Annotated in this window: 7 protein-coding genes and 1 pseudogene; 5 read left to right on the top strand and 3 right to left on the bottom strand. The window is 71.7% G+C overall.

The window, feature by feature from the left end:
* A pseudogene (locus HUV06_RS12710) lies at nt 1-193 on the top strand (phosphoesterase); the annotation flags it as partial.
* A gap of 306 nt (nt 194-499) precedes the next feature.
* Here HUV06_RS12710 and HUV06_RS12705 read toward each other — a convergent pair.
* Nucleotides 500-1,966, bottom strand: a complete 1,467-nt coding sequence (locus tag HUV06_RS12705; RefSeq protein ID WP_174301630.1) for a glycosyltransferase family 2 protein — start codon at nt 1,964-1,966, stop codon at nt 500-502.
* 82 nt (nt 1,967-2,048) lie between these two features.
* Here HUV06_RS12705 and HUV06_RS12700 point away from each other — a divergent pair, with 82 nt between their 5' ends.
* Nucleotides 2,049-2,639 carry a cytochrome b gene (locus HUV06_RS12700; protein WP_217433846.1) on the top strand — a complete coding sequence of 197 codons (591 nt, stop codon included), beginning with the start codon at nt 2,049-2,051 and terminating at the stop codon, nt 2,637-2,639.
* A gap of 5 nt (nt 2,640-2,644) precedes the next feature.
* Here HUV06_RS12700 and ribA read toward each other — a convergent pair whose 3' ends face one another.
* Nucleotides 2,645-3,316, bottom strand: coding sequence for a GTP cyclohydrolase II (gene ribA, locus HUV06_RS12695; protein WP_254601100.1), 672 nt, complete (start codon nt 3,314-3,316; stop codon nt 2,645-2,647).
* Between the two features lie 94 nt (nt 3,317-3,410).
* On the opposite strand from ribA, the gene HUV06_RS12690 reads away from it, so the two are divergent.
* Nucleotides 3,411-4,865, top strand: coding sequence for a sensor histidine kinase (locus tag HUV06_RS12690; protein ID WP_174301627.1), 1,455 nt, complete (start codon nt 3,411-3,413; stop codon nt 4,863-4,865).
* 50 nt (nt 4,866-4,915) lie between these two features.
* The gene (ccmI, locus tag HUV06_RS12685) at nt 4,916-6,058 is read left to right on the top strand and encodes a c-type cytochrome biogenesis protein CcmI (RefSeq protein WP_174301626.1); all 1,143 of its coding nucleotides are present in this window, start codon (nt 4,916-4,918) and stop codon (nt 6,056-6,058) included.
* A 6-nt stretch (nt 6,059-6,064) separates the two neighbouring features.
* Here ccmI and HUV06_RS12680 read toward each other — a convergent pair whose 3' ends face one another.
* A complete protein-coding gene (locus tag HUV06_RS12680) occupies nt 6,065-6,748 on the bottom strand; it encodes a TetR/AcrR family transcriptional regulator (RefSeq protein WP_256430071.1) in 684 nt (227 codons plus the stop codon).
* A gap of 329 nt (nt 6,749-7,077) precedes the next feature.
* Between HUV06_RS12680 and HUV06_RS12675 the strand changes: the two genes are divergently transcribed.
* Nucleotides 7,078-8,172: a glycosyltransferase family 1 protein gene (locus HUV06_RS12675; RefSeq protein WP_174301625.1), complete on the top strand. Its 1,095-nt coding sequence runs from the start codon at nt 7,078-7,080 to the stop codon at nt 8,170-8,172.
* Nucleotides 8,173-8,540 lie beyond the last annotated feature (368 nt).

Raw genomic sequence — 8,540 nt, 5'->3', positions numbered from 1 at the left:
CGGCCGCGCGGGCATCCGCCGCCGCGCCTTCGTCACCGACGGCGAGCGCCTGCTCCTCCCCGCCTTCGGCGCCTACGCCGGCGGCCTCAACGCCCGCGACCGCGCCATCGCTGCGCTGTTCGCCGGGCCGCCCCTCTGTGCGGCGCTGGGCGACCGTAAGGTGCATCCGATGCCTTGGGGGGCGCTGGGGTGAGGAGGGCTGGCCAGCGGCCATAGCGTCGGCCATCCCGAGGCGGGCGTTGAGCTCGTCGCGGGCGGCTCCGTCGTGCGGCACGCCGGCGTGAACCCCCGCTTCCTCGGCCCGGCCCTGGAGGCCGCCGGCTAGGTGCACATGGGGGCCGCCGACGGGGGGCTAGCCTAGTCCTGGTCCAGGGCGCAGGGCGCGCGTCGTGACCCTCGCCCGCTGCTGTCGGCCGTTAGGGGAACCGGATGTCCCCAGGCTGATCACCACCGAGGCCGGTGTCGGCTACCGCTTCCTGGGGGTGGAAAGCTCAGCGAGCTAGCGCAGAGCGCCCGCGCGCTGCTGGCTGCCCCATGTCTGGCGGCCGCGCAGGAACACCACCCAACCCCAGGCTGCCCCCAGGTGCCGCAGCAGCTGGAAGCTGAAAGGCTCGATGATCGAGGCGACAAGGGCGTGACCGAAGGACGCGATCCGGCGATCGCCCACCCAGCAGCGATAGAGGTGGATGGCCCAGAGCTGGAAGGAGAAGTCGATCAGGATCTTGGCCGCGATCACCCCGCCGACCGGCTCAAGGATCGTCAGCCGGCCTCGCACGACATAGCTGCACAGCAGGACGAAGGCGGTCAGGCCATAAAGCGGTTGCAGCGTGTCGACGGCCTTCACCGGCAGCATGGCCAGCCCTAGCGCACCGTAGCGGCGGTCGCCCACCATGTCGCGGTACCAGTACTGCGTCTGCAGGAAGCCGCCGAACCAGCGCCGCCGCTGGCGCAGGAAGGCCAGGGTGGTGCTCGGCGCCTCGGTGCGGGCGAGCGCCCCGCCCAGCACGCGGGTGGTCCAGCGGCGGCCGTGGCGCACGCTGTAGCGCTTCAGCCGGTGGATCAGCTCGTAGTCCTCCACCAGGCAGTCGGGGTCGAAGCCGCCGACCTCGAGCGCCGCGGCGCGGCGGAAGCCCGCAAAGGCCCCGGAGATCAGCAGCAGGCTGTCCAGCCGCATCCAGGCATAGCGGGCCAGGAAGTTCCTGATGTACTCGTAGGTCTGGAACCACTCCATGATCCGTCCGGACGTGGTGGCGGCGCAGACCGGCGTCAGCACGCCGGTGGTGGCGACCAGGTCCGCTTCGGCGGAGAAGGCGTCCCGGACCGCAGCGATCGCGCCGGGCTGAAGCAGCGTATCGGCGTCCACGGTCAGCACCACCTCCTCGGCGATCAGCGACAGGGCGGTGTTCATGGCCCGGGCCTTTCCGCCCCCGCCCAGCCGCAGCCAATGGATTTGCGGGTGACGGGTGGACATCTCGCCCAGGGGCGGCGGCTCTAGTCCATAAAGACGTGCGAGGACTTCGGGCGTGGCGTCGGCGGAGCCGTCGTCGGCGATCAGGATGCGGTCGGGCGGGTCGGACTGACCGAGCAGGGCCTTCAGAGTGACGGGCAGCACCAGCGCCTCGTCCTTGGCCGCCACGATGACGGCCACCGAGACCCTGCGGCTGACGGCAGCCGAGGGAGGGGTTGTCTTCAGCAGGGGCAGGGTCTGCCAGAAGGTGAAGACCAGCAGCAGGGTGTCGTAGGCGACATAGACCAGGCCCGCCGACCAGACCCACACCCCGTGCAGGCCGAAGGGGGCGCCCAGCAGGGCGATCCACAGCACCAGCACCGCGCCATGGATGGCCGTGCTGGCCCAGGGCGTAGGCGGCGGCGTACGGCGTGGCGACTGCGCCGTAAGCCGTGCGGCGAGGTCGGCTTCGGCCTGCGCGGGCGTAGCGAGCGAAAGGCCCTGGGAGAGGTTTGCCATGGGGTTCCGGTTAAGCTAGTCCAACCGCGCTCGCATCTTCCGGATACCGGGACGCCAGCCTCTTCCACCTTGGATGTCGAACATGCAAGTCGAGGCCGCAAGGCACCGCTACACCGGCGTTGCGATGGCCCTTCACTGGATCATAGCCGGGCTCATCCTGGCGAACCTGGTCCTGGTCTGGTGTGTCGACAAATGGCCGGAGAGCTGGACCCGGCCGGTGATCGACACGCACAAGTCGATCGGCATCACCGTCCTTGGCCTGGTCCTGCTTCGCCTGCTCTGGCGCGCCGCCCATCCGCCGCCGCCGCTGCCGGCCGACTATCCCCGCTGGGAGCGCATGGCCGCCCACCTGGCCCACGCCGGGCTCTACGTCCTGATCCTGGCCATCCCGCTGTCGGGCTGGATGCACGATTCCGCGTGGAAGGGCGGCCCCACCCATCCGATGAAGCTGTTCTGGCTCGTGCCCTGGTTCCGCATCGCGCCGATCGCCAACCTCGATCCGGCGGCCAAGGAGCACTTCCACGACGTCTTCTTCGCCATCCACAAATGGCTGGCCTACGTCCTCTACGGGGTGTTCGGCCTGCACGTGCTCGGTGCGCTGAAGCACCAGTGGATCGACCGAGAGCCCGAGCTGCAGCGCATGCTGCCAGGCCGGCCGCCGCGGGGAGCCTGAGCGGTTCACTCCGCAGCGTGCGGGGTTGAAGCCAGGCCCGAGGCGGCCTCGCCCGGGAGCCGGTGGCCCATCTTGTCCCGCTTGGTCGCCAAGTAGTCTGCATTGTGCGGGTTGGACGGCAGGATGAGGGGCACATCCTCCCGCACCCGCACGCCGTGGCGCCTGAGCGCTGCGCCCTTCAGCGGGTTGTTGGTCAGCAGGCGGATGTCGTCCAGGCCCAGCGCCAGCAGCATGTCCGCCGCCTCGCGATAGTCGCGCGCGTCCGGCGCGAAACCCAGCGCCGCATTGGCCTGGGCGGTGTCCAGGCCGCCGTCCTGCAGCGCATAGGCGGCGATCTTGTTGGCAAGGCCGATGCCGCGCCCCTCATGGCCGCGCAGGTAGATCAGGGCGCCGCTCTCGCTCGCCCCGATCCGCGCCATCGCGGTGCGGAGCTGCTCGCCGCAGTCGCAGCGCAGCGAGCCCAGCGCATCGCCGGTCAGGCACTCCGAGTGCACCCGCACCAGCGCGTCGGGCACAGGCTCGCCCTTGATCAGCGCCAGGTGCTCGGTCCCATCCACCCGGCTGCGGAAGGCGCGCACGACCAGGCCTGCAGGCGTGTGGGCGGAGGGTAGCTTGGCCTGGGCCAGCTCCTCGACCAGGCTCTCCGGGGTGATGGACGACAGGCCAGGCGTGGGCATCGGGGCGGACGGTCTCGGTAAGGCTGCGGCGCGGCGTGCAACGGCCGGCGTCGTGGCGTTAGATAGGGACTTGGACCGGGATAAGGCTAGCCGCATGCTGAACAAGCCTCTGGCCGCATCCTCCAGCCGATCGTCCGACCGCCAGGGGACAGGCGCGCGCCCCGACTTCGGCCGCCGCTCGCTGGTCGGGCGGCTGGTGGCGCTGGCGGCGGTCTGGTCGATCCTGCTGCTGGTGGGCATGGGCGTGGCGCTGACCCTGCTGTTCGACCATGCCGCGCTCAGCCGCTTCGACACCGACCTGGCCGACCTCGCCAACGGGCTGTACGCCGGGGCGGGGGTCGAGGCCGATGGTGCGGTCACCGCCCCGTCCCTCACCGACGAGCGCGCCACCCGCGCCTATTCGGGCAAGTACTGGCAGATCGCCGACTATCCAGCCGACGGGCGGCTGCACGCCCTGGCGCGCTCCCGCTCGCTCTGGGATCAGGTGCTGAACGCGCCGCACAAGGTCATGGTCCAGCTACAGGCGGCTCCCGGAACCACGGCCTATTACAACACCGTGGGACCGGCCCAGGACGGGCATGAGCCGCTGAGGGCGGCGGCCCTGCTGGCCTTCCTCCCGGGGCATGCCGCGCCGGTGGTGTTCATGGCCGCAGAGAACCGGGCGCCCCTCAACCGCGACGTGCGCCGCTTCGCCTGGACCACGGCCGCAGCCCTGGTGCTGCTGGGCGTCGGGCTGGTGGGCGCGGTGGTGGTCCAGGTGGTGGTGGGGCTGACGCCGCTCTTCGCCATGCGGCGCGAGGTGGCGGGCGTGCGCCAGGGCAAGGCCCAGCGGCTGGCCGGCGCCTATCCCCGCGAACTCGCCCCGCTGGCCAGCGAGCTGAACGCCCTGCTCGACCACAACCAGGAGGTCGTGGAGCGCCAGCGCACCCATGTCGGCAACCTGGCTCATGCGCTGAAAACCCCGATCTCCGTGATGCTGGCCGAGGCCGACCGCGATCCCAGCCCGCTGGCCGCCGTGGTGGACCGCCAGGCCGAGACCATGCGCCGGCAGGTGGAGCACCACCTGCGCCGCGCCCGTGCCGCCGCCCGCTCTCAGGGCTCCGGAGAGCGGACCCCGGTCGCTGAGGTTCTGGACGAGCTGGCCCGCACCCTGCAACGCATCTTCCAGGCCCGCGGCGTGGATGTGGACTGGGAGGCCGAGGAGGGCCTGGCCTTCCTAGGCGAGCGCCAGGACCTGCAGGAGATCGCCGGCAACCTGCTGGAGAACGCCTGCAGGTTCTGCCGCGGCCGCGTGCGCGTCAACGCTGAGCCCGCCGCGCCCGGCCGTCTGCAGCTCACCGTGGAGGACGACGGGCCAGGCCTGGACGAAGCCCAAAGCGCCGAGGTGCTGAAGCGCGGCGCGCGGCTCGATGAGAGCGCGCCGGGTTCGGGGCTGGGCCTCTCCATCGTCGATGAGCTGGCACGGGCCTATGGGGGTTCGCTGACCCTCTCGCGCTCCAGTCTCGGCGGGCTGCGGGTCGATCTGGACCTGCCGCGTGCGGAAGCCTGACGCGATGCGGCGCCTTCGCGCGCGCCGCTTGCTGCGCTAGGAGCGGGCGGATGTGGGCGTTCTGGATCGTCACGGGCCTGCTTGCCGCCGCGGCCGCCGCGCTGGTCATCTCGCGTGCGGGAGCCGCAGCGCGCCTCGCCCAGGCCGCGCCCCAGGATCCGGCGCTGCCGCTCTATCGCCGCCAGCTGAGCGAGCTTGACGAGCAGGCCGGACAGGGGCTGCTCGGGCCCGAGGAGCACCGGGCCGCGCGGGCGGAGGCCGCCCGCCGCCTGTTGCGCTTCGCCGACACCCAGGCGACGCCGGAGACGACCGGCGGTCGCATGAGCCGGCTCGTCGCCACCCTGTGCGCCGCCATGGCGGCCGCCCTGGCTCTGCTCGTCTACCTCAAGCTGGGCGCCTCAGGCCTGCCGGACCAGCCCTACGCGGCTCGCCTGGAGGCGTGGCGGCGCGCCGATCCCGGCACGCTCGATCCGGCCCGCATGGCCGCCGTGCTGCGCGAGATCGCGCGCCAGAGGCCCCATGACCCGCAGGCCTACGATTACCTCGGGCGAGCCGAAATGGCGGCAGGCGACGCCTTCGGGGCTGGACGCGCCTTCGCCACGGCGGCGTCCCTGGCGCCCGGACGCGCCGACCTGCGCGCGTCGGAGGGCGAGGCGCTGGTCATGGACGCCGGCGGCAAGCTGACGCTCGAGGCGGTGCAGACTTTCCAGCAGACCCTGCACCTCGACCCCCGCAATCCCGCGGCACGCTACTATGTCGGCCGGGCGCAGATCGCCGGCGGCGACACGGCGGGCGGTCTTTCGGCCTGGCGCGCCCTGCTGGCCGACCTGCCGCCGGACGAACCCCGCCGCGCGGCGCTCCAGACCGAGATCGAGCGCGTTCGTACAGGCCAGGCGCCGGGCATGATCCGGACATCGCCCACCAATCCCCAACGGATGGCCGGCCTTCAGCGCGCGCCGCTCGCCGGCCCGCAGGCGGCCTTCATCCACGCCATGGTGGCGCGTCAGGCCGCCGAACTGAAGGCCGCCCCAGACGATCCCCGGGGCTGGGCCCGGCTGGTGCGATCCTACGGGGTGCTGGGAGACGCGGCCGCACAGGCGGCGGCGCTGACCGAGGCCAGGCGGCTCTTCGCCGGTCGCCCGGCCGATCTCGCCTCCATCGAGGCGCAGGCGAGCCCTCGGCCGGGCGGCTGACCGGTCTCAGCCCTCCGGCCAGATGTCCGATAGCGCGCCCTTTCGGTTCAGCATGCGGGCCGCCCGCTTCACCACGGCCAGCAGCCGTTCGGTGCGCGCATCGCCCTCATCGGCCAAGTGCGCCCGCGAGAGCCCTTCCAGGACGAAGCGTGCGAGATCACGGCTCGCCTGGAAGCGCGGGGCCTCGCCGGCCTGTACAAGCTCGGCCATGTGCTCGCCGACCTGGTTCCGGTCGAACGCGGCCTGCGCGCTCCGGAGACGGTCCCGCAGCGGCGTATCTGTACGCGCGGCGTGTTCAAGTTCGGCGAAGGCGACGAAGGGAAGCCGATGCAGCAGCCGCCAATAGGTGTCGATGGCGTGGTCGGTGCGCTCGGCCCCAGGCGGCATGTGGCCCGCAGCCTCCTCGAACAGACGAGCCCGGGCCGCCTGGATGTGGGGGATGACGCAGTCCAGCAGCGCCTCGCGGCTGGCGAAGTGGTAGAGCATGGCGCCCCGGGTCAGGCCCGAAGCCTCCGCGATCACCGCGTTGCTGGCCGGATGGTAGCCGGTTTCGGCGAACAGCCGCATGGCGGTGTCCAGGATGCGCGCGCGGGTGCGCAGCGACTTCGGGCTGTCGCCGGCCTGGCGCGTACGGGCTGGCGCAGGCTCCTCGAAGGTGAAATCGTCGAGCGTGCCGACCGCTGCGTCCATGATCCTGAAGCCAATGCTGCACTGCAACTTGGTCGCAGATAAGGTGGCTCGGGTAAATCACCTAGCCGCTGATTGGCCGGGTGGGTGAAAACCTGCCCATGCGCCGGGCGCCCGGCGCCGGGAATTGGCTCGCCAGGATGTGGCTTTGACCCTATAGCCGCGGCTCGCTGGCCAGGCCGCTGGAGTGTACGGCGGCGCCGGACCGCCGCCGGGCGGCGTGCGGGGATGCGGACGGGCCACAAGTTGCACGGGGTGCGTATCGCGGTGGGGTCTCGAGCTGACGACAGGTGGCGCGGCCTGCCGGGGGTCGCCATCAGGATGGTCGCCTGATGCGCATCCTGCTCGCCACCGATGCGTGGGAGCCGCAGGTGAACGGAGTCGTCCGCACGCTCGCCCGCACCGTGGCCGAATGCCGGGCCATGGGCCATGAGATCGAGGTCGTCTCGCCCGATCAGTTCAAGACCCTGCCGCTCCCGACCTACCCCGAGATCCGGCTGGCCATGGGCGCCTACGAGCCCATGCAGGAGCGGTTCAAGGCCTTCGAGCCCGAGGCCATCCACATCGCCACCGAAGGCCCCGTGGGCCTGGCGGCGCGGCGCCTCTGCATCGAGTGGAAGCTGCCCTTCACCACCAGCTACCACACCCGCTTTCCCGAATACGTGGCTGCGCGCCTGCCCGCTCCGGTGTCGGCGGGCTACGCCTACATGCGCTGGTTCCACCGGGCGTCCGGGCGGGTGATGGTGGCCACGCCCACCATGCGCGAGGAGCTGACCCGGCGCGGCTTCCGCAACCTGTCGCCCTGGTCACGCGGGGTGGATACGGCCCTGTTCCACCCCGATCGCGCCGCCGAGTTCCCGCACCTGCTGGAAGGCGTCGCGCGCCCCGTCTTCCTGAACGTCGGCCGGGTGGCGCCGGAGAAGAACGTCGAGGCCTTCCTGGCCCTGGACCTGCCCGGAAGCAAGGTGATCGTCGGCGACGGGCCGTCAAGAGAGCCGCTGCAGGCCCGCTACCCCGAGGCGCTGTTCGTCGGCACCAAGTCCGGCGAGGAGCTGGCGGCCTATTACGCCCATGCCGACGCTCTGGTCTTCCCCTCGCTCACCGACACCTTCGGCCTGGTGATCCTGGAGGCGATGGCCGCCGGCGCCCCGGTGGCGGCCTACCCCGCGCCGGGTCCGATCGACATCATTCCGGGCTCGGGCGCGGGCGAGGTGAACCAGGACCTGCGCCAGGCTTGCCTCGACTGCCTCAAGTTCGACCGCGCCGCGGTGCGCCGCTACGCCGAGGGCTTCTCCTGGCGACAGTCGGCGGAGGAGTTCGTCCTGAACCTCCAGCCCTACCCCGAACCCGCCAAGACCCGCTTCTGGCGAAGGCTGCGGCGGCTGGCGCGGCTGCGGAGGCGAGCGGGGCGCACGGCGGCGGGTTAATCGATTGAGCGTTAAGAGGGCCAGCCTGACTGGATCGGCGAACGCCGTAGCGAAGACCCTCCCGTCATCCTGCTGAGGCCCCTACCGCAGCACGGACTCCCAAAAGGGCGGAGAAGGATGGAAACTTACCGAAGGCCTATCTCCAGAAAGCGGACCTACGGCCATAGCGGCCATGCGGCGGCCACCTACGGCCTCGCCTGACGCAGAACGATGCCGTCTGCGTCAAAGGCCGCCTTCCCCTCAGCCGTGCCTGGCCGCGATCAGGGGCGCGGCGTCAGTGGCGGGGGCGCTCGGGTGCAGGGCGGTGGCTGGGGCGTGCGGGGTCCAGGCGGCGGCGGCCTGCAGCAGGGCGGCGCCGGCGGCGGCGG

Source organism: Caulobacter sp. S45, assembly GCF_903642205.1.
Classification (GTDB): domain Bacteria; phylum Pseudomonadota; class Alphaproteobacteria; order Caulobacterales; family Caulobacteraceae; genus CAHJWH01.
Note: the sequence above shows the minus strand (reverse complement) of the source record. Positions and strands in the feature narration are given on the sequence as shown.